At 69.1% G+C, this 23518-nt stretch carries 21 protein-coding genes; 10 read left to right on the top strand and 11 right to left on the bottom strand.

Annotated elements, in window-relative coordinates; genetic code table 11:
- Positions 1–15: 15 nt before the first annotated feature.
- From ABD259_RS11280 to ABD259_RS11265, 4 genes are all read left to right on the top strand, one after another.
- A complete protein-coding gene (locus ABD259_RS11280; protein ID WP_344161996.1) occupies positions 16–501 on the top strand; it encodes a DUF3291 domain-containing protein in 486 nt (161 codons plus the stop codon).
- A 76-nt stretch (positions 502–577) separates the two neighbouring features.
- The gene (locus ABD259_RS11275; RefSeq protein ID WP_344162127.1) at positions 578–1213 is read left to right on the top strand and encodes a superoxide dismutase family protein; all 636 of its coding nucleotides are present in this window, start codon (positions 578–580) and stop codon (positions 1211–1213) included.
- 289 nt (positions 1214–1502) lie between these two features.
- A complete protein-coding gene (locus tag ABD259_RS11270; RefSeq protein WP_344107713.1) occupies positions 1503–2081 on the top strand; it encodes a TetR/AcrR family transcriptional regulator in 579 nt (192 codons plus the stop codon).
- A gap of 154 nt (positions 2082–2235) precedes the next feature.
- Positions 2236–3441: an MFS transporter gene (locus tag ABD259_RS11265; protein WP_344107711.1), complete on the top strand. Its 1206-nt coding sequence runs from the start codon at positions 2236–2238 to the stop codon at positions 3439–3441.
- A gap of 62 nt (positions 3442–3503) precedes the next feature.
- Here ABD259_RS11265 and ABD259_RS11260 read toward each other — a convergent pair whose 3' ends face one another.
- Together ABD259_RS11260 and ABD259_RS11255 are read right to left on the bottom strand one after the other, a co-directional pair.
- Complete coding sequence (locus tag ABD259_RS11260) at positions 3504–4235, bottom strand: YidC/Oxa1 family membrane protein insertase (RefSeq protein ID WP_344161993.1); 732 nt, start codon at positions 4233–4235, stop codon at positions 3504–3506.
- Positions 4236–4388: 153 nt separating this feature from the next.
- Positions 4389–4694 (bottom strand): DUF6412 domain-containing protein, encoded by a 306-nt coding sequence (locus tag ABD259_RS11255; protein WP_344107707.1) that lies wholly within the window; start codon positions 4692–4694, stop codon positions 4389–4391.
- A 203-nt stretch (positions 4695–4897) separates the two neighbouring features.
- On the opposite strand from ABD259_RS11255, the gene ABD259_RS11250 reads away from it, so the two are divergent.
- The gene (locus tag ABD259_RS11250; protein WP_344107705.1) at positions 4898–5215 is read left to right on the top strand and encodes a phosphatase; all 318 of its coding nucleotides are present in this window, start codon (positions 4898–4900) and stop codon (positions 5213–5215) included.
- A 488-nt stretch (positions 5216–5703) separates the two neighbouring features.
- Here ABD259_RS11250 and ABD259_RS11245 read toward each other — a convergent pair whose 3' ends face one another.
- The 4 genes from ABD259_RS11245 to ABD259_RS11230 form a co-directional block, all read right to left on the bottom strand.
- Positions 5704–6228, bottom strand: coding sequence for a C40 family peptidase (locus ABD259_RS11245; RefSeq protein ID WP_344161991.1), 525 nt, complete (start codon positions 6226–6228; stop codon positions 5704–5706).
- Positions 6229–6958: 730 nt separating this feature from the next.
- Positions 6959–8410: a sensor histidine kinase gene (locus ABD259_RS11240; RefSeq protein WP_344161989.1), complete on the bottom strand. Its 1452-nt coding sequence runs from the start codon at positions 8408–8410 to the stop codon at positions 6959–6961.
- A complete protein-coding gene (locus ABD259_RS11235; protein WP_344161986.1) occupies positions 8403–9122 on the bottom strand; it encodes a response regulator transcription factor in 720 nt (239 codons plus the stop codon). The genes ABD259_RS11240 and ABD259_RS11235 overlap by 8 nt, the downstream gene beginning before the upstream one ends.
- A 466-nt stretch (positions 9123–9588) precedes the next feature.
- Positions 9589–11181, bottom strand: coding sequence for an N-acyl-D-amino-acid deacylase family protein (locus ABD259_RS11230; RefSeq protein WP_344107697.1), 1593 nt, complete (start codon positions 11179–11181; stop codon positions 9589–9591).
- 257 nt (positions 11182–11438) lie between these two features.
- On the opposite strand from ABD259_RS11230, the gene ABD259_RS11225 reads away from it, so the two are divergent.
- Positions 11439–11819 carry a RidA family protein gene (locus ABD259_RS11225; RefSeq protein ID WP_344107695.1) on the top strand — a complete coding sequence of 127 codons (381 nt, stop codon included), beginning with the start codon at positions 11439–11441 and terminating at the stop codon, positions 11817–11819.
- Between the two features lie 120 nt (positions 11820–11939).
- Here the strand turns inward: ABD259_RS11225 and ABD259_RS11220 are convergent, their stop codons facing one another.
- Both ABD259_RS11220 and ABD259_RS11215 read right to left on the bottom strand, forming a co-directional pair.
- Positions 11940–12395 carry a C40 family peptidase gene (locus ABD259_RS11220; RefSeq protein WP_344107693.1) on the bottom strand — a complete coding sequence of 152 codons (456 nt, stop codon included), beginning with the start codon at positions 12393–12395 and terminating at the stop codon, positions 11940–11942.
- Positions 12396–12732: 337 nt separating this feature from the next.
- A complete protein-coding gene (locus tag ABD259_RS11215; RefSeq protein WP_344107691.1) occupies positions 12733–13323 on the bottom strand; it encodes a TetR/AcrR family transcriptional regulator in 591 nt (196 codons plus the stop codon).
- A 259-nt stretch (positions 13324–13582) separates the two neighbouring features.
- On the opposite strand from ABD259_RS11215, the gene ABD259_RS11210 reads away from it, so the two are divergent.
- Positions 13583–15235, top strand: a complete 1653-nt coding sequence (locus ABD259_RS11210) for an MDR family MFS transporter (RefSeq protein WP_344107689.1) — start codon at positions 13583–13585, stop codon at positions 15233–15235.
- Between the two features lie 57 nt (positions 15236–15292).
- On the opposite strand, the gene ABD259_RS11205 is transcribed toward ABD259_RS11210, so the two are convergent.
- Positions 15293–15742, bottom strand: a complete 450-nt coding sequence (locus ABD259_RS11205) for a GNAT family N-acetyltransferase (RefSeq protein WP_344107687.1) — start codon at positions 15740–15742, stop codon at positions 15293–15295.
- Positions 15743–15942: 200 nt separating this feature from the next.
- Positions 15943–17109, bottom strand: coding sequence for a hypothetical protein (locus ABD259_RS11200; protein WP_344107686.1), 1167 nt, complete (start codon positions 17107–17109; stop codon positions 15943–15945).
- A gap of 364 nt (positions 17110–17473) precedes the next feature.
- Here ABD259_RS11200 and ABD259_RS11195 point away from each other — a divergent pair, with 364 nt between their 5' ends.
- Both ABD259_RS11195 and ABD259_RS11190 read left to right on the top strand, forming a co-directional pair.
- Complete coding sequence (locus ABD259_RS11195) at positions 17474–18001, top strand: gamma carbonic anhydrase family protein (protein WP_344107683.1); 528 nt, start codon at positions 17474–17476, stop codon at positions 17999–18001.
- Between the two features lie 408 nt (positions 18002–18409).
- On the top strand, positions 18410–18673 hold the full coding sequence (locus ABD259_RS11190; protein ID WP_344107681.1) for a hypothetical protein: 264 nt from the start codon (positions 18410–18412) through the stop codon (positions 18671–18673).
- A 181-nt stretch (positions 18674–18854) separates the two neighbouring features.
- On the opposite strand, the gene ABD259_RS11185 is transcribed toward ABD259_RS11190, so the two are convergent.
- Positions 18855–21044: a heterodisulfide reductase-related iron-sulfur binding cluster gene (locus ABD259_RS11185; RefSeq protein WP_344107679.1), complete on the bottom strand. Its 2190-nt coding sequence runs from the start codon at positions 21042–21044 to the stop codon at positions 18855–18857.
- A gap of 572 nt (positions 21045–21616) precedes the next feature.
- Here ABD259_RS11185 and dnaK point away from each other — a divergent pair.
- Positions 21617–23485 (top strand): molecular chaperone DnaK, encoded by a 1869-nt coding sequence (dnaK, locus tag ABD259_RS11180; protein ID WP_344107677.1) that lies wholly within the window; start codon positions 21617–21619, stop codon positions 23483–23485.
- Positions 23486–23518 lie beyond the last annotated feature (33 nt).

The raw sequence follows: 23518 nt of genomic DNA, 5'->3' as shown, positions 1-23518 counted from the left end.
GCCATGCTGAGGGCCATGGCCGACCACCATCTCGCCCAACTGAACGTGGGCACCCTCAACGCTCCCCTCGACGACCCCTCGATGGCCGGATTCGTAGACAACCTCGCACCCATCAACGCACTCGCCGACGCCAGCCCCGGCTTTGTGTGGCGCTACACCGACGAGGGCAGTGACGACGCCACCGATGCCCGCCCGTTCGGGGACGACCTCCTGATCAATCTCTCCGTGTGGGCGTCGTGGGAGGCGCTGTGGGAGTTCACGTACCGCAGCGACCACATCGACCTGCTCCGCCGCAGACGCGAGTGGTTCCGGCACATGCGGGACGCGGGCCTGGTGCTGTGGTGGATCCCCGCCGGGCACATCCCCACGCTCGACGAGGCGGGCGAGCGCCTGTCCCTGCTGCGCCATCACGGACCCACGGCCGAGGCGTTCACCTTTAAGGACAGCTTCGGGCCTCCCAAACCCCCTACATTTTCCCCGGCCGACAGCACAAGTCTGTAATGGGACGGACACCTTAGGTAGCGTTTCCCGGGCAATCCAGCACGCCGACCCGAGCCGAGGAGTCTTTCCCGTGCCCATGCCCCGCGCCCTCATTGGATCCGCGCTCGCCTCGCTGCTGCTCGCCGGTTGCGGCGGAGCCGACACAACAGACGCGAACGACACCCCCGCAACGCCGACCGGCACCGAGCCCGCGCCATCACCGGAAAACGGCGGCGGAGACGAGGCGGAATTCTCCCCGATCCAGGTCTCGGGAACATGGGAGCCCTACTCGCCCGACGCCACCGCCATCACCTACGACGACGCCGTCCCCGAGGGGAAGGCCGTCGACGTCGAGGTCCAACCAGAGGGAGACGCGGGTACCCGGTTCACCCTCACCGTGCGCGGCCTCGAACCCGATCGCGACTACGGCTCGCACGTCCACACCAAGCCCTGCGGCAAGGACCCGGCCGACTCCGGACCGCACTACCAGCACAACGCCGACCCCGAAGGGAGTCCATCGACTAACCCCGCCTACGCCAACCCCGAGAACGAGGTCTGGCTGGACTTCACGACCGACGGCGAGGGCAACGCGGAGTCCACAGCGACCGTCGACTTCCGGCCACGGCAGGGCGAGGCGAACTCGGTGGTCATCCACGAGAACCACACAAAGACGGGACCCGGCGAGGCCGGCAAGGCCGGGGATCGGCTGGGCTGCGTGAACGTGCCGATGTAGGACACAGGGGTGTGGGGACTCCCCACACCCGCACCCGTTCTCCCTCCTCCGCGGATGAGACTGGCGCGTCGGCCAGCCACTGCCCGACCGTGTTTTCCGCGCCCTACCGGAACCACGGCCGGTGAGAGGACGCATCGGCGTTCACGACCCCGGAGCGCCAGACCCGTATCAGCGCACCGCGGGGGACGGGTGGGGCCCTTCCCCCGCCCGAACCCCCTCTTCTTTCGTGCGGACAGGTTCGCGCCACCAGTATTTGACCGATCTGTACAGAAAAGATAGAACTCGTACCGTGGGCAGACCAAGGGAGTTCGACAACACCGCCGCCATCGAAGCCGCGATGGAGGTGTTCTGGTCGAAGGGCTACGAGGCCACCTCCACGGGCGACCTGTGCGAAGGCACTGGCCTGGGACGCGGGAGCCTCTACAACGCCTTCGGCAACAAACAGCGCCTGTACGAAGAGGCGCTGCGTCGCTATACCGAGGACGGATTCCAGGACCAGCTGGAGCTGCTGAGCGGCTCGGGAACAGCGAAGGACCGGCTGCGCAGGCTGATGACGCGGGTCATCGACATCGACATGGACGATCCGCGGAGGCGCGGCTGCATGGCGATCAACGCCGCCGTCGAACCCGCGGGGCGCGACGAGGTCGTGGCGCGGCTGGCCGATCGCTCGTTCAAGCGGCTGGAGGACGCCATCCGCGACGTGATCGTCGTCGGCCAGGAGCTTGGTGAGATCTCCGCCGACCGGGATCCACGCCAGGCGGCGCGGTGCGTGCTCAGCGCCTACTACGGACTTCGTGTGCTCGGCAAGGTCAGCCAGGATCGATCGGCCCTGGACGACATCGTGGAGGGCACCCTCTCCGCACTCTGAATTCTCTCGCCCAGGTCCTCCGCGTCCCTTGAAGGCACTGCCTGGGCATCGCCTGCCCGTGTGCGGCCGCACCTTGGTTTTTTCCTGCACTCATTTTGTACTGAACGATCAAAAATGGTCGTCGAGACGACCGCACGAAGGAGAGGTTGTCCCCATGCCGTTAGCCGTCTACGTGATCGGTCTCGGGGTGTTCTCCATGACTACCAGCGAGTTCATGGTGTCGGGCCTCATGCCCGCGCTCGCAGAGGAGTTCGGGGTGTCGATCGCCGCGGTCGGATACCTGATCACCGCCTACGCGGCCGCCATGACGCTGGGCGGCCCGTTTCTCACCATCGGACTACTCCGGACGTCCCGCAAGACCGCGCTTCTGACACTGATCGCGGTGTACTTCCTCGGACAGGCCATGGGGGCGCTCTCCACCGGATACGGGATGATGATGGCCGCGCGCGTCATCACCGGGGTCGCGTCGGCCGCATTCTTCGGTGTCGGGCTCGCGACGTGCGCCGAGATGGTCGGACCACAGTTGCGTGGCCGGGCCGTGTCGGTCGCGATCGGCGGCCTGATGATCGGCACCGTCGCCGGGCTCCCGGCAGCGACCCTCATCAGCCAGTACTTCGGCTGGCGGGCGAGCTTCTGGTCGGTGGCCGTTCTGGTTCTGCTGACCGGACTGGTCATCCTCCGCCTCCTCGCGTCCTCCCCCAACCCTGAATCGGTGAGCGTGCGGGCGGAAGTGGCGGCGCTCGTGAACGCGCGGCTGTGGGCGGTCTACGCCACCAGCATGCTCATCATTGGCGCCACGTTCGCCGCTTTCAGCTACTTCGTCCCGATCCTGACCGACGTCAGCGGCTTCGCGCCCGAGACCGTGCCGCTGCTGCTGGCCGCCTACGGTCTGGCCACCGTCGTGGGCAACGCGGTCGTGGGCCGGCTGGCCGACAACTACACGCTCCCGGTTCTGACCGTCGGTCTCCTCGCCCTGACCGCCGCGCTCGTCGTCTTCGCCGGTTTTGCCGAGATCCGTGTGCTCGCTGTCGCCGCCCTGATCCTGATCGGCCTCGTGGGTGTGACCATGAACCCGGCCATGGCGGCCCGGGTCATGCGCGTCGGCAATGACGGAGCCCTGGTCAACACGGTGCACTCGTCGGTCATCACCACCGGGGTCGTCATCGGTTCCTGGGGCGGCGGCATGGTGATCAGTACCGGATGCGGGCTCACCGCCCCGCTGTGGCTCGGTGCCGGAGTGGCCGTCCTCGGCCTGCTCAGCCTGCTACCTGACATGTTCCAGCGCGGCTCCGGAGCCGGGACAGCGTCCGTGTCGGCGGGTACGGATGAGGAGCGCTCGGACTGCCTCAGCACTTCGTAGGCGGCAGCGGGCGGGGCAGAGGGGGCCGACCTTTTCTTCCGCCCCGCCGCGTCCGGTTGGCGTCAGCCGGTGATCAGGTGGCGCAGCGCCAAGCGCTCGGCTACCGTCCAGGCCGTGGTCGTCGCCAGGTAGAGACCGGCGGCCAGCGGGACGACGGCGGCGATGGCGACCGTGCCGAACGGCAGGTAGGACATGATCCGTGTTCCGGGGAGCTGCGGGGCGCCGGACTCGGCGCCGGCCTTGAGCGCGGGCAGGGTCAGCCACCGGCGCGACGCCCACGCCACCGCGGCGATGACGGCGAGCAGCGCGGCGTAGACCAGGACCTGCGGTGTGAGGCCGCCAGCGATGACGTCGCCGAGCCTGGCTCCCAGCGGGATGCCGGAGAGGGTGTGGAGGAGCAGGTCGTTCGGGGCGCCGGCGACGGTCGCGCTGGTGAACACCCCGTTGAGCACGATGAACACGGGCATCTGGACGAACATCGGCAGGATTCCGGCCAGCGGCGACGTGCCCTCCTCCGCGTACACCCGGCGCTGCTCGGCGAGCATCCGCTCGGGGTTCTTGGCGTGCTTCTTCCGCAGCGCCATGAGTTGGGGAGCGAGGCGTGCCCGCGCCTTCTCGCCGCGGACCTGGGCGACGGACAGCGGCAGGACCGCCATACGGACGAGGACGGTAAGGCACACGACGGCGACGGCCGCGCCGGCGGCACCGGCGATCGGGGTGGCGGCGGCGGTGAGCGTGGTGAGGACGGTCGATACGGCGGCGATAGCGGCCGCGATCGGGCCGAAGGTGTACATGGGTGAGCAAGCCCCTCGTCTGGTGGGTGCAGCGGACGCAGGACGAGGTGGCCGCGCGGCAGGACACGCGTGGGAACGCGAAAAGGGACGCGGGAACGCTAGTACGCGGCGAGAGCGGGAAAACGCGGTGCCGACGCCGCGGCCGCGTCCGGGCTACACGGCCACCCGGACCGCTCCGGGCGCCCGGGGGCGCGGCTTGCCGGGGGCATCGGGGTCGCGCAGTGGCGGCGGGGTGAGGCGCTGGGAGCGCCAGAGCATGGCGCGGGACCGGTCGACCTCACCGTCGTCGAACGGGGGCCACGCGCGCAGTCCGCGGACGGAGATCCAGCTCAGCGCGGCGCCGACGGCGACAAGGGCCAGCACGGCCAGCGCACCGGCCGGAGCTGCCGTGGGCACAAGCGACCACAGCTCATCGAATCCGGCGAACAGCACGTGGAACAGGGCGTAGACCGAGGCCACGGTTGTCCTCCCTCATCCTGGACCCGATGCGGCGCGCCACCACACTATCCGTTGGCGCGGGCGGCGCGGCGCCCGCCCCGGTCCGTGCGCTCCCGCGCAGATCCGACCGCGACACACCGGCGGCGGTTCCCCCTGCTCGACCAGCCGATGTAGGTAAATGACAGGGAGTAGTGATCCGCCCGCTCCGTAGAGGGAAGGCAACCGTGCCGATCCGCCCAGCGAACCTCGCCACCATGTCCGCCACCATCGCCGGGGCGCTGGCCGGTATGTCCGGCACGGCCGGCCACGTCCGTCCGGTGACGGTCACCTTCGAATCGGGGCACGAGCAGGTGGTCGAGGCCGGAGGTTGCCGGGTCCTCGACGCCGACCAGGGCGGGGTCGTCTCGATCGGCACCGAAGCGCCCACCCGGTACGCGCTGTACGAGGGAACCTCCTGCCAGGGCGGGCAGGCCCTCGCTACCGGCTCCGGCTCGGTGACCTTCGGCGATCCGGTCCCGGCCGGTGCGATCGTCGTGGGTTGATAAGCCGTTCGGCGCCATTCGCGGCGCGCGAATGTCGGGCGGCGGTCGTGCGACCGCTGCCCCGCGCATACCGAATAGCGGCGACGGGTTCCTCCCGACACCGGGCCATGCGTATCGATATTCCTATTGGGACGTACGCCAAGCCACGCTCGAAGCACCCCGGGATACGGTCCCGGCATCAACTGAGGAGCGGCCGACGTGGCATCGAGGGATTCAAATACCCGGCGCTGCGCGCGGGTCCGGTTGGCGAATCAATGTCGGGGTTAGGGGAGCACGAGGACGGCGCATCTTCACGGCAGCGCGAGTTCGGCCGCGGACAATAGGGCGAACGGCTCCGGGAGAACATGACGCGTCCGCAGAGAAGAGAAGAACGAAGAAGCGAACATCCGGAGACCCATCGCCGTGCTTGCCAGGAGAACCCGCTATCCGGCGTACACGGGTAACACGGCGATGGGACGTGGGTGGTTCCTCCGGAGAATCCTCAGTGCTCAGGCGATACGCCGCGCTCCGACGAAGTAGCGGTCGAAGTAGGCCGACATCCTGGTGATGTGAACGTTCTTGCCGGAGCGGGGGGCGTGGACCATACGGCCGTTACCGATATACACCCCGACGTGGCCCGGACCCGAATAGAAGAACACCAGATCTCCCTTGCGCAAGGACGACCGGGAAACCGGTGTGCCCCGTCGGAACTGGGCGTAGGTGGTGCGCCCGGTGGACTTTCCGGCCTTGCGGTAGGACCACTGCACCAGACCCGAGCAGTCGAATGCCCCCGGTCCGGCCGCCCCGTAGCGGTAGGGCTTTCCGACCTGGTTCAGGGCATGGGACGCCGCGGCGGACGCGGCGCCCTTCGCCTGCGTCGGGGCGTGCATAGGGCTCTGAACTGCGGCGTTGCTGTCGGAGACCGGACCGAGTGTGACGAGTACCAGCGCGGTGGAGACGGCCGCCGCCGCACGCATCGTGGGCCGCGCCATGTCCTCCCGAACGAGCCGGAATCCCCTCTCCCCAAGACCCATGTATTCCTCCCTCCAAAACCCCAAAGGGCATGCTTCCGAAATTGCACAGAGGACGGATGATCAAAAGCGCAGCCCAACTAAACGCTGATGGTCGAATCACCGATCAGCGCACGACCCAGTTATTGAGCGCGCACTCTTTTGCGGGCGTGGCGCCCGCGTGGCCATGGATTTTGTTCGCTCCTCCGCGCCTCGCCGATCCGGCCCTTGGACACAGGACGGGAGTACGGCGATGACCTCCTGCGCGCACTTCACGCCAGAAGCAGGTAATAGCGGTTCACACGGCGGCGACAGCCGAGACTCACGTATCCACGAGTACCGCGGAATCCAGCGACGACAGGGGGATGACCGATGGATTGGCCGCGGCCAACGTAGGGGGCCCCAATCTCCCCCGCCACCGAAGAAAACCCGTGTGATCTGGGGATTTGGGACCAAAAGCCTAGGCGGACGACGCTCGGACACACCGACCCGCTGGACGGGTGGCGAGCCCCGCGTGCCGCTGACTTCTCCGCACCCCTGCCGAAGGAGCTAACCGACGAAGGACAGGGGGCGCGGAACCCATCATTGCACCTGAAATCCACTATAAGCAGAAGATGGAAAACATGAAAGACCATAGCGAAAGGAATTTCCACAGGGCTGTGGATCATCTTCGCGGCGGCGTTGTCGACGCTGACGCCGACCCCCTCCATACCCCCGCCTTATGGATTCCAGCGATCAGCGCAATGGCGAATGCTCATCTCTCCTCCGCGGGGAACGACATCCGGAACACGGTCCCGCCACCCGGTGCGGGTTCGGCCCGGAGTTCTGCCCCGTGGCCTTCGGCGACCTGCCGCACGATCGCCAGGCCGAGCCCTGATCCCGGCAGGCCACGGGCGTCCCGGGCCCGGTAGAAGCGGTCGAAGACGTGGGGCAGATCGACCGGGTCGATGCCGGGCCCATGGTCGCGCACCGTCAGCTCTCCGCCGACCAGGCCCACCTCCACCCGCCCGTTCCGCGGACTGAACTTCGCGGCGTTGTCGAGCAGATTGGTGACCGCCCGCGCGAGCCGTTCGGGCACACCCACCACCACCGTGGGCTCGACGCGCACGTCACAGCGGATGCCCGGGCGGTTCCGCCGCTCGGAGTCGACGCAGTGCCGCACGACCTCGTCCAGCCGCACGTCCTCCGTCCGCCCCTCGGGAGCCTCGTCCCGGGCGAGTTCGATGAGGTCGTTGACCAGCCCTGTCATCTCGGTGATCTGCGTGCGCAGCGTGCGGTGGATCCGCGTCCGCCGCTCCGGCGGAAGGTCCCGGGCGAGCAGGTCGATGTTGGTGCGCAGCCCGGTGAGCGGGGTGCGCAGCTCGTGGGAGGCATCGGCGACCAGCCGCCGCTGCGCGGTAACGGACCGCTCCAACTCATCGAGCATGGTGTTGAAGCTGTCGGCGAGCCGGGCGAGCTCATCGCTGCCGTACACGTCGATACGGTGTCCGGGGTCGCGCGTGGCGGCGATCGTCTCGGCGGTGCGGGTCAGCCGCGCGACCGGGCGCAGGCCGGTCCGCGCCACCAGGTAGCCGAGCCCGCCCGCGAGCACGACGCCGACCGCGCCTGCCAGGGCCAGCCGCGCCCCGACGTCGACGACGGTCGCCTCAACGCGGTCGGAGCGGATCGAGACCTGCACGGCACGGTCGCCCCCGATCGGCGCGATGTAGCCGCGCAGCGGGATCTCACCGATGCGTGTGTCGACGAAGAGCGCGCCGCGTTCGCCCCGGGCGACCCCGACCGCGGTCCCGGGCACCTCCGGGCTCCCACCCCCCGGTTCCGGCTCCACCCGGCCGCGCGCGTCGATGATCTGGACGCAGGCGGGCGCCGTGGCGTACCCGCACTCCGCCGACCCCAGCCAGGTGGTGCGGTCGATCTGCCGCTCGACGCGGGTGGCCTCACGCCTCAGGCTGCCGTCCAGCTCGCCGTAGAGGGTGTGGCGGACGACGACGAACGCGACCCCGGCCCCGGCCAGCACCGCGCCCGCGACGACGACGGCGGTCAAAACGGCCAGCCGCACGCGCAACGGCCACCGGGTCCACACCGCGGGTTTCGGCCAGGACGTGGCGCCGCCCCGACCGGGGGCGCCCCCGCTGGCGGCCGCGTCAGCGGGTGAGGGTTGGTCCCGCCCCCTGCGCTGACCGTCTCGATCGGGTCTCTCAGCCACGCGACGCGTCCCCACCGCCGGTGGCCGACCGCCGCTCCTCCAGGACGTAGCCGACGCCGCGCACGGTGTGCACGATCCGGGGTTCGCCCCCGGCCTCCAGCTTGCGGCGCAGGTAACCGATGTAGACGTCCAGCGAGTTGGAGGTGGGGCCGAAGTCGTAGCCCCACACTCCATCGGCGATGACACCACGCGGCACCACCCGCCCGGCATTGCGCGCCAGCACCTCCAGCAGCGCGAACTCGGTGCGGCTCAGCTCCATGGCCCGGTCTCCGCGCCACGCCCGGCCGCCGTCGGTGTCGACGGTCAGGTCGGCGTAGCCGATGGTCCCGCTCTCCTCGGGGTAGGCACGGCGCAGCAGCGCGCGCAGCCGGGCCAGCAGTTCGTCCAGGTCGAAGGGTTTGACCAGGTAGTCGTCGGCCCCGGCATCGAGCCCCTCGACACGGTCGCCCACAGCGTCGCGCGCGGTCAGGATCAGGATCGGCGTGCGGTCGCCACGGGACCGCAGCCGCTCGCACATGGTGAGGCCGTCCATGAACGGCATCAGCACGTCGAGCACGATGGCGTCCGGCGGCCACCGCTGGATCGCCTCCAGCCCGCTGCCGCCATCACTGGCACGGGTGACCTCATACCCCTCCAGTTCCAGGGCATCGGCCACGGCGTCGCGCACCGACGGCTCGTCCTCGACGACGAGCACCCGCGTTCCACCCGGCACGCGTGTCCCCCTCTCCTCACCACCCGACCGACGGTACTCGTCGCCCACCTGGGGAAGCACCTTCCGGTCGCAGACTCTTAGACAGCTCTTAACCAGCCGCCCGATACTCCGGGGCAGCCGCCGCTCACGGCACGCGGCGCCCGCGGGGGTGAGGCCGGAAACCGGGGGCGGCGGTCATCCGCTCTGCCCCCGACCGGCGCCCGGGAGGCTCTGGGTGGCGGCTCCAGGGGCGTCACCGGGGAACCGCAGCCGACGCCAGGCGCCATCGTCCACGACGAGCATGGCCTCGCGCGCACGGGCGGCACGGCGACGCCACCGGCGCCGCGCAGGGTGGCGGCGGCCCTGGTCTCCCCGACGCCCAGGCCGTCGGTCGGTCCGTTCGGACCGGTCAGCGCGCGAGCCTCCGCGCCCCAGGGCGGAGGGAGGGGGTGAGGGCATCGGGTGGCGGGCTCCTCCGCGAAGGACGTCATGCCCGGTGGCGCAGGGACCGGCCCGGCAGGTGGCCGGTCCGGACGCCGTCGCGCACCGTGAACTCGCCGTTGACCAGGACGTGCGGGATGCCTTCCGGGGTGCCGCGGGGGTTATCGTAGGTGGCCGTCGACGCGATCGCCTCCGGGTCGAAAACGGTGATGTCGGCGGCCGCGCCCGGCCGGATGACGCCCCGGTCCCGCAGCCCGAGTCGGCGCGCCGGGCGGGAGGTCATGTGCCGCACGCACTCTTCGAGCCCCAGGACGCCCAGCTCCCGCACGTAGGTCTCGAAGTAGCGGGGAAAGGTGCCCCAGGCGCGCGGGTGCGGCTTGGCGCCCACGAGGATACCGTCGCTCCCGGCGGTGTGCGCGGGGTGGGCCATGATGGTTCGGACGTTCTCCTCGTTGCCGACGCGCAGCAGGCAGCCGGCGCCCATCTCGTCTTTGATCAGCAGGTCGGCGAAGACCTCCGCGGCTTCGCGCCCGTGCGTGTCGGCCAGCTCCCGGATGGACGACCCCACCGCCCACGACAGCTCGGGCCGGGTGACGCCGGTGACGACGACGGTGTCCCAGTCGACGGGGATGCCGTGGTTGCCGTCGGTGCCGACCACCTCGACCTCGTAGAGGATCCGGGCGCGTTCGGCCGGGTCGCGCAGCCGCGCGATGGCCGCGGCCGTGCCTCCCGAATGCGCGCGGCTGGGCAGCAGCGCGCCGAGGTAGGTGGCCGCGGCGAGGTAGGGGTAGCTGTCCAGGGTGACGTCGAGCCCGTGGTCCCGAACGGCGGCGTCGATCGCGGCGAGCACCTCCGGGGCGCGCCCCTGGTTCCGCGGGAAGTTGACGTGGCAGTGCGCGAGGTGCAGCGCGACGCCGGCGCGGCGCGCGATCTCCAGGCACTCCCGGTAGGACTCCACCACGCGGGAGCCGTAGTTGCGGTGGTGGGGGCAGTAGTAGCCGCCGGCCCGGCGCACCGGTTCGAGCAGCGCCACGATCTCCGCGTCATCGGCGTACATCCCGGGCGTGTAGGTGAGTCCGGCCGACATCCCCATGGCGCCGTCGGCCATGCCCTCGGCGACGAGGGACCGCATCGCGGTCAGGTCGGCGTCGGTGGGGGCGCGGTCCTCGGTGCCCATGACGGCCATCCGGACGTTGCCGTGCGGGACCAGGTAAGCGACGTTGGTCGGGGTGCCGGCGTCGATCCGGTCCAGGTACTCGCCGACGCCGCGCCACCCGTAGTCGAGGTCGGGGGTGCCGTTCCATCCCGCCAGCTGGGCGCGGAGCTGCGGCAGCGTGGTGTCGGTGACGGGCGCGTAGCTCAGGCCGTCCTGGCCGAGGACCTCGGTGGTGACGCCCTGGAGGGCCTTGGCCTTGTGCGCGGGGTCGGCCAGGACGGCGAGGTCGGAGTGCGCGTGCATGTCGATGAAACCGGGGGAGACGACCAGCCCGGTGGCGTCGACGCGTCTCCCGGTGGCTTCGGCGCGTCCCGGGTCGGCCACCTCAGTGACGCGTCCGTCCGCGACGACGACGTCGGCGTCCCGACCGGGTGTCCCGGTTCCGTCGACGACGCGGCCCCCGGCGAGTACGACACGTGTCATCCGCTGTCTCCCAACTGTCGCTGCGCCCTTCGCGCCGCACCGCGCGCGGTGCCCACGGGATCACTTCGCAAATGTAGTGGTCCTCACCGCGAACGGGACCGCGGTGGGGGCGAGTGTCCGAAGGCCGTGCCGCGCCCACGCCGAGCTCCGCTCCTCCATCTGGCGGGAAATCGGCGATGGTAGTGGTGGGAGTTGGCGCCGGTCGCAGGTTCCAGCTGGCCATGTCCCGACGGTCGTCACCCAGAGGAGAGCGCACGATGACCAAGCAGGCGATCCACACGGACCAGGCACCTCAGCCGAGCGGCGCCTACAGCCAGGGCGTCGTGTCGGGGGGATTCCTCTTCACGTCGGGGTTCGGCCCGCAGGATCCGCGAACCGGCGAGGTCGCCGCGTCCGTCGGGGCGCAGACGGCCCAGGTGCTGCGCAACATCCAGGCGGTGCTGGCCGAGCGTGACCTCACGCTGCACGACGTCGTGCGGACCACGGTGTACCTCCATCACCTCAAGCACGACTTCGACGAGTTCAACGCGGTCTACTCGGAGTTCTTCTCCGACCCCATGCCCGCGCGTACCACGGTGGGCTCCGAGCTGATGGACATCCTGGTCGCGATCGACGTGGTCGCGAAGCTGCGCGGGTGACCAGCGAACAGAAGCGGGCCGCTGACGGGCCGACCGCACGCCTTTGCCCCGCTGTGCCTGCGCGGGCGGCGGGGCAAAGGGAACGCCGGATCGCCGCGCTCGCCGCGGCTCGGCGGCGGGTCAGGCGACGCGTCGGGCGCCGACGAATTTCCGGTCGTAGTACCGCGCCATCGTGACAATCTGCACGGCTCGGCCGGTACGCGGCGCGTGGATCATCTGGCCGTTTCCGACGTACATTCCGACGTGGCTCGGGCCGGAGTAGAAGAACAGCAGATCACCTCTGCGCAGTCGGGAGCGGGGCACGGCGCTGCCCTCCCGGTACTGGGTGTAGGTGGTGCGCGAGATGGCTTTCCCGGCCTTTTTGTAGGCCCATTGGACGAGGCCGGAGCAGTCGAATCCGCTGGGGCCGGAACCGCCGTACTGGTACGGCGTGCCCAGCTGTGTCGTGGCGTGGGCGACGGCGCGTTCCGCGGTGTAGCTCGCCCACTCGGAGGCGCCGCTGCGCTCCTCGGCGACGGCGCGCGTCGCTGATATCAGGCCCATGGTGCCGATCGCCAGGAAAACGGATAAGGTCACCGCCGCCCGCGTCATGGGCCGGGGTCTCTTTCGCCGGGGTATACGGGCAACGCCTAGGAGATTCGTCACTTTCCCCCCTCTTATCGCTCCTCATTACCGAATTACCGAAATGCGCCAGGAGCAATTTCCAGCGAAACACAGGACGTATACATCCAAAGCACCACGGGCCTCCTCGGCGTGTCGTACTCGGATCCGGGCATGCGCACGATATAGACGCCGATCTCCGGCGCGGGGGCGACAGCGGGGTTCGGTGGATCACACGAACGGCGCGGAGGACGGCGCGGCGCGGCCGGGTCGGGGTCCGGAGCATCGCCCGCGGCGCCGGGCGCCACCGCGTTCAGGCCGCGGAGCGCTCCAGGCACTGCTCGATGATTCGGGTCAGCCGCTCGGCCAGGTCGTCGGGGGCGAGTTCGAGGAGCGCGGTGGCGCCTTCGGCACGCCTGAGCGTGCCCATGCCGAGCACCACACCCGCGACCAGCGACGCCCGCGCTCGGGCGTCCGGCCCGCCGAGATGCGCGGCGAGCGGCTCGATCAGGGCGCTTTTCAGCCGCTCCTCGTAGACCGAGCGGAGGTCGGGGTCGCCCGTCGAGTGCTCCAGCGCCCGCTGCAGCGGCGTCCCGGGACCGAGCACGCGCCCGGTCAGATGCTCGGCCAGCCGCTGGGGCAGGGTGGCGGGATCGCCCTCGAAAATGCCGGGGAACACCGCGTCCTCCGCGATGACCTCGGCCAGCAGTCCGCGCTTGGCCCCGAAGTAGCGGTTGATGAGTGCGACGTTGACGCCCGCGTGCGCCGCGATCCGCCGCGAGGACACCTGCTCGTACCCCTCGCTGGTGAACAGCTCGCGCGCGCTGTCGAGGATGCGCTGGCGTGTGGCCGCTCGGTCACGCATCCGGCCCGCGCACGCACCGGCGTCGTCCGGCCGTTCCATATCCATCCTCCGTACACGTCACCGCCCAGGCCACAGCCACGGTCGCAACCTACCGGCGGCGGTTGCGGCGGGTGAAATCCAGCGTTCCGACTTGACAAGTCAACAGTGTTTACTTATACCAGTATGTGATCCTGTCGACCCACCTCCGCAGAAGCGGGGGCGCTACCGCATGCCCACACCTGGTGCTGCGCGCGGGCGGAGGCGGGCGCGGATCCATCGGATTTCGATTTTCCACGCACACGCTTGGGGGACACGCGGAGTGGAGCAGCAAAGGGTCGACAGCCGGCCGGACGAACGGCCAGAGCAATCAGCCAGCGGGAGGGCGACCCAGCGGTCGCCGACCAGCGACGTCGACACGGGCGGGGCGCCGACGCCCCAGTACACCCAGCGGCAGATCATCGAGGTCCTGATCGGACTGATGCTCGCCGTCCTGACGTCAATGCTGACGAACTCGATCGTCGGTACCGCCCTGCCGACGATCGTCGGTGAACTGGGCGGCCAGGACCGGCTGGCCTGGGTGGCGAGCTCGGCGCTGCTGACGATGACCGCCACCACACCCATCTGGGGCAAGCTCTCCGACCTGTGGGGCCGCAAGCTGAGCTTCCAGCTGGCGCTGTTCATCTTCATCGTGTCGTCCGTGGCCGCCGGTTTCGCCCAGGACATGACGTGGCTCATCGTGGCCCGGCTCTTCCAGGGCATCGGCACGGGCGGGCTCGCCTCGCTGCCGCAGATCATCCTCGGCGACGTGGTGGAGCCGCGTGAACGCGGACGCTACTCCGGCTTCATCGGTGCCGTCTTCGGCGTGTCCACCGTGGCCGGTCCGCTGCTCGGTGGCTTCCTCGTGGACAGCCCACTCGGCTGGCGCTGGTGCTTCTTCATCACCGTGCCGCTTGCGGTGGTCGCCTTCGTCGTCATCCAGCGGCTGCTCCGGTTGCCGGTGCGTCCGCACACCGACACGCGCATCGACTGGTGGGGCGCGACCTTCATCGTCGGCGCGGCGAGCACGGTCATGCTGGTGCTCAGTCTCGGCGGCAAGTCGTTCGAGTGGAACTCGGCGCCGACGTACGCGCTGATCGCCGCCGCCATCGCGCTGACCATCGGCGCCATCGTCAGCGAACGGCGCGCGCACGACCCGATCCTGCCGCCGCGGCTCTTCCGTGAGCGGACGTTCGTCCTGTCCTCGCTGGGCTCGATGGCCATCGGCATGGGCATGTTCGGCGTGATGATCTACTTCCCGCAGTACCTGCAGATCGTCAAGGGGATGAGCCCCACGGCGTCGGGCCTGATGACCCTGCCGCTGGTGATCGGCCTGCTCACGGCGTCGATCTCCTCGGGCATCGTGGTCAGCCGCACCGGCCGGTGGAAGATCTACCCGGTCGTCGGCATGGTCCTCGTGGGCCTCGGCTTCTACGTGCTGACCCTGCTGGAGGTCGACTCCAGCCTGACCCTGGTGGGCGTCGGTGTCGCACTGATCGGCCTCGGCATCGGGCTGACGATGCAGATCCTGATCCTGGCGACGCAGAACGCGCTGTCAAAGGCGGACCTGGCCGCGGGGACCTCGGCGGTCACCTTCTTCCGCAACCTCGGCGGAGCGGTCGGTGTGTCGGCCTTCGGCGCGGTGATGACCAACCGGTTGCACGACGAGCTGGCGCAGCTGGCCGAGAAGGCGGAGCGGGCCCGAGCAGCGGCCCAGGCGGCGGGGGAGCAGCCGCCTCCCCTGCCCGACATCTCGGACTCGGCGATGGGCTCCCCCGCGATCATCAACTCGCTGCCGCCAGCGGCCCATGACGCGGTGATCACCGCGTTCAACAGCTCGATGCACACGGTTTTCCTGCTGGGGCTCCCGATCGCCGTCGTGGGCTTCGTGGCCGTGCTGTTCTTCCGGCAGGTCCCGCTGCGTTCGGGGCGGTAGGCGGCCGCAGGGCGACCGCGGCGTCGGCGCGGTAACGCGCGGGGATCCGTCGTCGCCCTACAGGTAGCGGCGGAACCCCTCCGCGGAGTTGCCGAAGCCCATGGCTTTGTAGAAGCCATGGGCTTCGTGCTGGTCCTCGTGGGAGAGAAGTTCGATCTTGTAGCAGCCGACGTGGGCGGCGCGGTCCAGGGCGTCCTCGATCAGGGCCCGGCCGATCCCCCGCCGTCGGCAGCTCGCGTCGACCACGACGTTCTCGATGATCGCCCACGGCTGGGCGTCATGCGTGAGGTTGGCGACCACGATCAGGTCGAGGGTGCCGATGATCTGCCCCCTGCTCTCCGCGACGAGGACGGAGCGGTCGGGGTCGCTCTCGATGCGCGTCCATGCCCGGACAGCCGCCGAGGACATACGGACCGTGCCGCTCTGGGCGTGCGTCGAGTCACCGAGATCCCGCAGGAGTCGCAGGATCGCACCGAGGTCAGACCGGATGGCCGCGCGGATAATCATGGCTTTCGGCATCGTAGCCGACAAGGGATGACAAGGCCGACGTAACCCCGCAAGACGTGACGAAACAGCGCCGGGGGCGAGGGGGCTCACTCCCTCGTCCCCGGCGCCTCACAGCCCCGCTGACCAACGGTGTTGAGATCTTTGTTCTCCGCTTCGTACTGGGCTCCCGCGCCCCAGAAGCGAGGCGGCGGGATGCGCCTCTACGGCTTGATGATGCGAACGCCTTCGGCGCCATCGGCCGTCTCCGGCTTGTGCGGAGCGGGTGCCTGCGGCTGCTTGTAGATACCGCCGCCCGGAGCACCGGGGGTGGCGGATGGGGCGGGCGGGACGGGCGGGGCGGCTTCCTGCTCCGGCGCGGGGCCCGCGAAACGCGCGCCCTGCGGACGCGGCGCGGCGGCGGGACGGGCCGCCGCCTGGGGCGCACTCGCCTGCGGGCCGGCCGCCGCTGACGGGCCCCGGTCGGCGGACGCCTCCGGGCCGTTCTGGGACTGCGGAACCTTGATGGTCTCCTCGTCGTCCGCGGACTCGGAGTCCGGCGTGGACGGCGCGGACGCGGCGCTCTTCGACTCGGCGGCGCCGCCCGACGGAGCGGGCTTCGACTGCTGGGCGCCGGCGGGCCGTGCCTGTGCTCCCCCTCCGGACTTGCCCCCCGATGACGGAGCCGCGGCGGCGGCCTTCTCGTTCGCCGCCCTGATCTCCTCCTCGGACATGCCGGTTTCCAGCGGCCCGGCGGATTTCTCCGCCTTGAGCAGCTCCTCCAGCGTCTCGTGCATGTCGTTGAGCCGCCGGACCGCCTCGTTGTGAGTGGCCGTCAGGGTGGCCAGGCGACGGTCGGCGGTCTCGTTGATGGTCTTGGCGCGCGCTTCGGCGTCGCCCAGGCGCCGCTCGGCGTCCTGCTTGGCCTGCGAGCGAAGCTGCTCGGACTCCTGCTTGGCCGTGCTGACCATCTCGTTGGCCTCGGCGCGGGCGGTGGAGACGACGCTCTCGGCGTGCTCGTCGGCCTCCTTGATCCGCTTCTCGGCTTCCTTCTCGGCCTTCTCTCGGATCTCGTTGACCTCTTCGTCGATTTTGGCGCGCTTGTCCTTAGCTTCTTCCTCGGCGATCCGCAGGATCGTGGCCATGCGCTCGCTGATCTGCTCGTGCTCGGGCTTGACCGCGGCCTTCTCCTTGGCCTCGGTCAGCTCACGCCGGAGCTGCTCCAGTTCGTCGTGCGCTCGCGCCAGCCGCTCCTGGAGGTCGCGGATCTGGTTGTGGTTGCGGACGACGAAATCGTCGACCTGGCGCTTGTCGTAACCGTTCTTTCGAACGGTCGGGAAGGCTTCGTCGCGGAGTAGATTCGGCAGAATGTCGTTGCTGTGTTCGTTCATGTCCTAATCAACCAGGTTGGCTGCGAGTCGGGGTAGGCGGCTCGGACCGCCTGACCCACGTTCCCGCCCGAACCACAAGAACACGTCGGTGACATTCGTTGTCCCAAGGATTCGAGGTGTACCGGGAGACGGAGGCGCAAGAGCCCGAGTCCAGTGCGAAGCGTGACGTTGTGAACACCGTGGAACCGACCACGGTAGTAGCCGGTCCCCGCCCCCTCAATAACCCGGGCGGGTAGTCGATCGTGCCGACCCATCATGACCACCGTGCTCATCCTCCTACTAAGGTATGCCGGATCACGCACGCGTGGGGCTGAGTAGGACATATTCGTCTCCGTATCCGCGCCGACAAGCAAGGAGTCACGACATGAACGGACCCCTGGTGGGCGATGGCCCGTTCGGTTCGCCCGATATCCACCCTGGCGCCTGGATCGCCCCGGGAGCGGTCGTCGTGGGCCGCGTTCGGATCGGGGACCGCAGCGGCGTCTGGTACGGCTCTGTGCTGCGGGGCGACACCGAGGAGATCGTCGTGGGCGAGCTGTGCAACATCCAGGACCAGTGCGGACTTCACGCCGATCCGGGCGAGCCGGCCGTACTGGGCGATCGCGTCAGCCTGGGCCACAAGGCCATGGTGCACGGCGCCGTGGTCGAGGACGGCGCGCTGATCGGCATCGGGGCCACCGTCCTCGGCGGGGCCCGGGTCGGGGCGGGAGCGCTTGTCGCCGCCGGAGCCCTGGTGCCTCCGGGCAAGACCGTTCCCGCCGGCACCCTGTGGGCGGGCGTTCCCGGAAAAGTCATCCGCGAACTCACCGACGCCGACCGCGAGGTCTTCGCCGACACGCCGGAGAAATACGAACGGTACGCACGCGATCACCGCAAGGTGACCTGGCGCTAGTCCTATTCTCGGAGATCCGCAAAACCTGGATACGGACAGCTCACTACCGGGCGACGACGCCCCGTAGCGGGACGATACGACAGATCAGCGCCAATTCGTCCGACCTTTCGCAACCCTTGGCAACGATAGGGAATAGTGGAGCCGCATCCGCCGACACGCCCCATTCCCCGGCCGTGGATCGGGTGAATCGGGTGTCGCGATGGCTCAATCGGCGGTGACCCCAGAATGGCCCGTCCGAGTCATGCGACGCGAGGCTACCGGCGCGTAGCCTATATTTCGAGGCTGGATATCGGGCCCCGATCGGGGTCCTGCCCGGCGACGACCCCGACGGCACGGGCAACGGCGTCCGGCTGTACGCACAGGACGGGTCGCGTCCTCCCGCAGCGCTTTCGATGGAGGTGCGCGCGCTTGGATTCCGACATCGACATGCGCCTGCACGACCATGTCGCGCTGGCCGAGATCGAGCTCTACGCCGAGGTGCTGAGCGCCGTGGCCACCGCCGAGGCCCCACTCAGCCTGGACGAGATCGACCGCGTCCTCGGTGTGCACCCGGCTGCCCTCGGCCAGGAGCCATCGGCCGTGCTGCCTCCCGCCCCATCCGTCACATCCTCACCCTGCGCCGCACCCCGGCCGCGCTTCACGCACCAGGCCCACGGAACCTGCCGGGGCTGAGTGCCCTCCGCACCGCGCGACGCGTCACCCGGATCTCCGTGTCCTTTCGCGCTCCGTGCTTCCCGCGCGGAAAGAAAAAGGGGGACCAGGGAGCGGTCGAACCACTCTCCTGATCCCCCATCGCCGTAAACGGCGGCCGCACGGGTGCGGCGGCCCCGCGGCCAGCCGCGGCTCGGCGCCCCTAGGCGTTCTCCTTCTCCGGTTCGGCGTCGCTGGTGGGCGTGTCGCCCTTCACCGACCGGAGCAGGAGCTGCGAGACGTCCACGACCTCCAGGGTCTCCTTGGCCTCGCCCTTGGACTTCTTCTCGTTGATCGCGTCGCCCAGCATGACCTGGCAGAACGGGCACGCGGTGGACACGGTGTCGGGGTTGGTCGTCAGCGCCTCGTCCACCCGCTCGGTGTTGACGCGCTTGCCGATCCGCTCCTCCATCCACATCCGGGCACCACCCGCGCCACAGCAGAACCCGCGCTCCTTGTGCCGGTGCATCTCCTTGGTCTGGATGCCGGGGACCTGCGCCATGATGTCGCGGGGCGGCGTGTAGACCTTGTTGTGGCGGCCCAGGAAGCAGGGGTCGTGGTAGGTGATGTTCTCCTCGATCGGTTGGACCGGCGTGAGTCGGCCGTCCTCCACCAGCTTGGCCAGCAGCTGGCTGTGGTGGATGACGTCGTATTCACCGCCGAGCTGCGGGTACTCGTTGCCGAGCGTGTTGAAGCAGTGCGGGCAGCTGGCCACGATCTTGGTGGCGCCGACCTCGTTCAGCGTCTCCACGTTCTGCTGGGCGAGCATCTGGAAGATGAACTCCATACCCAGGCGGCGCGCCGGGTCACCGGTGCACGCCTCCATACCGCCGAGCACCGCGAACTTGACGCCGGCCATGTGCAGCAGTTCGGCGATGGCCTTGGTGGTCTTCTTCGCTCGGTCCTCCAGGGCGCCGGCGCACCCCACCCAGAACAGGTACTCGGTGCCCTCGGGGAGCTTGTCCTCGACGACGGGGACCTCGAAGTCGAGCTCGGAGATCCAGTCGAGGCGCTTGTCCTCGGCCATCCCCCACGGGTTGCCCTTGTTCTCCAGGTTCTTGAGCAGGGTGTTCGCCTCGGAGGGGAAGTTCGACTCGATCATCACCTGGTAGCGGCGCATGTCGAGGATGTGGTCGACGTGCTCGATGTCGACGGGGCACTGCTCGACGCACGCGCCGCAGTTGGTGCAGGACCACAGGACGTCGGGGTGGATGATGCCGCCCTCCTCCTCGGTCCCCACGAGCGGAGCTCCGAGCAGCGAGAGCACGTCGACGCCGGCGTGGCTCTCGTCCTCCTTCTGCTTCTCGGCGAGGGTCTCCTCTGTGATGCCCTGCAGCAGGTAGGGGGCCTTGGCGTAGGCGTGCTCCCGCAGGTCCATGACCAGCTTCTTGGGCGAGAGCGGCTTGCCGGTGTTCCACGCGGGGCACTGCGACTGGCACCGTCCGCACTCCGTGCAGGTGGTGAAGTCGAGCAGGCCCTTCCAGGTGAAGTCCTCGATCTTGCCGACGCCGAACGGGTCCTCGTCGGGGTCGGCCTCCTCGAAGTCGAGCGGCTTCTCCCCGGTCTTGTCCATCATCTGCTTGGCCGGGCCGAGCGCGACGTCGCCGTTGGTGAAGCGCTTGAAGTAGATGTTGACCGGCGCGGTGAACCGGTGCCAGCCGATACCCATGGTGAGGATCCAGCCCAGCACCATGAAGAACATCCAGGAGATGATCAGCTTGAACGCGGCCACGAGCGCGAGCCCGGCCTCGCTCGGCGGCAGCACGGCGCCCACGGCGTGGGAGACCGGGGTGGCCCACACGGGGAAGGGGAAGTCGCCGAGCGCGACCTTGAACCCGCGGATCACGAAGATGGCGACCAGCAGGCCGACGATGTAGGCCTCGACGTAGTAGGCCTGCCAGTGCCGGGAGTTCTCGAAGCGGGACGCGCGGCCGAGCGTCCGGGGCCCCTTCACCTGCCGGTAGATCGCCAGGCCGACGATCCCGGCGAGGCTGAGCGCGGCGATGGCCTCCACGGCCAGGCCGTAGATGGTCCAGTCGTAGATGATCGGGAGGTGGAACTGCGGGTTCCACACCTCGCCATGTGCCTCGGCGACCGTGAACGCCAGAAGCGGGAACGAGACCATCACGAACCAGTGCGCGACGCCGATCCAGCGCCACTTGAGCATGCGCGTGTGCCCGAGGGTCTCGATCAGCGTGGTCGTCAGTCGCTGACCAAAGGGTCCCTTGCGCTCGCCTTCGATCGGCCGGCCGATGCCCACGGTGCGCACCATATGGCGGATGCCAATGGCGAACACGGCCAGCCCGACCACGGCGAAGGCGGTCGTGATGATCCCCAGGATCATGTAGAGCATCGCCCGCGGCCTCCCATCCTGCTGTCGTGCTCCGGTGCGCCACACACCGGAGGTCGATCAAATGTTACTAGCGAGTAATACCCGGCTGGCCATTGCCCCGCCCCCTGGCCCGCGAAAGAACGTCCCACCCCGGTCGCGCGGGTGGTCCGCACCCGGGTCGGGTGCCCGGCGGCATTCGAGGCGATCAGCTGCCTTCTACGGTAGTGACCCCCCTCCCAGCGAACATCACAAAGGCTCGCCTCACTCCCGCCGACACACCGCGAACGCCCAGCTCACGGCGTCCCGCACAGCCGCCGCCCCGGGGAAGCCGGGGTCCTCCCGCGCCTTTGGCCGATCTCGCACGCCGGCTCCGGGACATCCCCGAGGCCCGGGTCACGGCTTTCCCCGAGTTCCCCCCGGTTTGCCGAAAATGACCCCCAAAATACGCCGCTACCGGGAACAACACAGCGGACTCCGCCGTTGTAGAGGCATGTAAGCGGGCTTGAGCCGAGCAGACTCAAGTGATTTGACAACGGCTCCCTGGCGAAGCAAACTTTCGTGTGTAAGACTCAACTTTGACGGAGGACGTACTCATGGCACGAGCGGTCGGTATCGACCTGGGGACGACGAACTCGGTCGTCTCGGTCCTGGAGGGCGGCGAGCCCACGGTCATCGCCAACGCCGAAGGCGCGCGGACCACCCCGTCCGTCGTTGCCTTCGCCAAGAACGGCGAGGTGCTCGTCGGCGAGGTGGCCAAGCGTCAGGCGGTCACCAACGTCGACCGGACCATTCGCTCGGTCAAGCGCCACATCGGCACCGACTGGAAGACCGAGATCGACGGCAAGACCTTCAACTCGCAGCAGATCAGCGCGTTCGTGCTGCAGAAGCTGAAGAGGGACGCCGAGGCCTACCTCGGTGAGGAGGTCACGGACGCGGTCATCACGGTTCCCGCGTACTTCAGCGACTCCCAGCGCCAGGCCACCAAGGAGGCCGGGACGATCGCGGGCCTGAACGTCCTGCGCATCATCAACGAGCCCACCTCCGCCGCGCTCGCGTACCACCTGGAGAAGGAGGAAGAGGCCACCATCCTGGTCTACGACCTCGGTGGCGGTACCTTCGACGTCTCCCTCCTGGAGGTCGGCGACGGCGTGGTCGAGGTCAAGGCCACCAACGGCGACAACCACCTCGGTGGTGACGACTGGGACCAGGCCATCGTCGACTGGCTGGTCGAGCGCTTCAAGAACGCCAACGGTGTCGACCTGTCCAAGGACAAGATGGCGCTGCAGCGACTCCGCGAGGCCGCCGAAAAGGCCAAGATCGAGCTGTCCAGCTCGTCCGAGTCGCTCATCAACCTCCCCTACATCACGGCGTCGGCCGAGGGCCCGCTGCACCTGGACGAGAAGCTGACCCGGGCCGAGTTCCAGCGTCTGACCTCTGACCTCCTGGACCGGACCAAGCAGCCGTTCCACCAGGTCATGAAGGACGCCGGGATCAACGTCGAGAAGATCGACCACGTGGTCCTCGTCGGCGGCTCGACCCGTATGCCGGCCGTCGTCGACCTGGTCAAGGAGCTGACCGGCGGCAAGGAGCCCAACAAGGGCGTCAACCCCGACGAGGTCGTGGCCATTGGCGCGGCACTGCAGGCCGGTGTCCTCAAGGGCGAGGTCAAGGACGTCCTCCTGCTGGACGTGACCCCGCTGTCGCTGGGCATCGAGACCAAGGGCGGCGTGTTCACCAAGCTCATCGAGCGGAACACGACCATTCCGACCAAGCGTTCGGAGATCTTCTCCACCGCGGCCGACAACCAGCCGTCGGTGCAGATCCAGGTCTTCCAGGGTGAGCGCGAGATCGCCCAGTACAACAAGAAGCTCGGCGTCTTCGACCTGACCGGCATCCCGCCGGCGCCGCGCGGCGTTCCGCAGATCGAGGTCACCTTCGACATCGACGCCAACGGCATCGTCAACGTGACCGCCAAGGACCTGGGCACCGGCAAGGAGCAGTCGGTGACCATCTCCGGCGGGTCGGCGATGAGCAAGGACGACATCGACCGCATGGTCCGCGAGGCCGAGGAGTTCGCGGAGGAGGACCGCAAGCGCCGCGAGGAGGCCGAGGTCCGCAACAACGCCGAGTCCCTCGTCTACCAGACCGAGAAGGTCATCAAGGAGAACGAGGACAAGATCCCGGACGACGCCAAGTCCGAGACCGAGTCGGCGGTGGAGGAGCTCAAGAAGGCGCTTGAGGGCTCCGATGTCGAGGCGATCCGCTCCGCGAGCGAGAAGGTCGCGCTGGCCAGCCAGAAGATCGGCTCCGCCATCTACGGCCAGGGCCAGGGCGCCGACGGTGCCGCTGCCGGTGCGGGGGCCGAGGGTGCCACCGCCGACGCGGGCGCCCAGGCGGACGACGACGTCGTCGACGCCGAGATCGTCGACGAGGAGAACGGCAAGCGGAACGGCAACGCCTGATCCGTCCGGTACGCGGAAGGCAAGGAGGCGCAA

Origin of the sequence: Nocardiopsis rhodophaea (genome assembly GCF_039530945.1) — a bacterium.
Lineage (GTDB): Bacteria > Actinomycetota > Actinomycetes > Streptosporangiales > Streptosporangiaceae > Nocardiopsis_C > Nocardiopsis_C rhodophaea.
The sequence above is the reverse complement of the archived record's forward strand: the minus strand, read 5'-3'. Positions and strand labels throughout refer to the sequence as shown.